Source organism: Ochrobactrum sp. PL_is483 (genome assembly GCF_055816855.1).
Map to the genome: position 1 here is coordinate 1 of NZ_JBVPGS010000035.1, position 660 is coordinate 660.

At 62.0% G+C, this 660-nt stretch carries 1 protein-coding gene; it reads left to right on the top strand.

Annotated elements, in window-relative coordinates; translation table 11 throughout:
• A partial coding sequence (locus AC0TNJ_RS11670; protein ID WP_473771236.1) for a transposase occupies positions 1 to 660 on the top strand: 660 nt, incomplete at both ends.

The window sequence follows — 660 nt, forward strand, 5'->3', positions numbered from 1 at the left end:
ACCTTGAGATGATCGCCAGATCCCGGGCCGACTATTGGGCTGATCTTGATCGGGCCATTGATGCGGAACGGGCACTGCACGGCCAGAAACCGATGACGGACAAGCCGCGGGAGCGGGAGGGGAAAGAGACCAAGGTCAGCCGCACCGAGCCGGAAAGCGGCTATATGGTGCGCGACGGCAAGCCGAAGGGCTTCTACTATCTCGATCACCGCACGGTGGATGGAAAGCTGGCCATCATCACCGATATCCACGTCACGCCGGCCAATGTGCATGACAGTCGCGTCTATCTCGACCGTCTGGATCGGCAACGCCGGCGCTTTGACTTTGAGGTTGGCGCGGTCGGGCTGGATGCCGGCTATGCGACAGCGGCCATCGCCCGGGGTTTGGAAGATCGCCATATCCTCGGCGTTACCGGCTACCGCACTCCCACGCCACCCAGGGATGGCATGATGCGCAAGTCGAAGTTCGCATTCGAAGCGGATGCCGATGGCTATCGCTGCCCCGAGGGCCAATTGCTCACCTATGCCACGACCGACCGCAACGGTTACAAGCATTATGTATCTGATCCGGCCATCTGCCGGACCTGCCCGCTGCTCGCATCCTGCACGTCCAACGCCAAGGCCATCCGTACCATCACCCGCCATGTCTGGCAGGACGCCC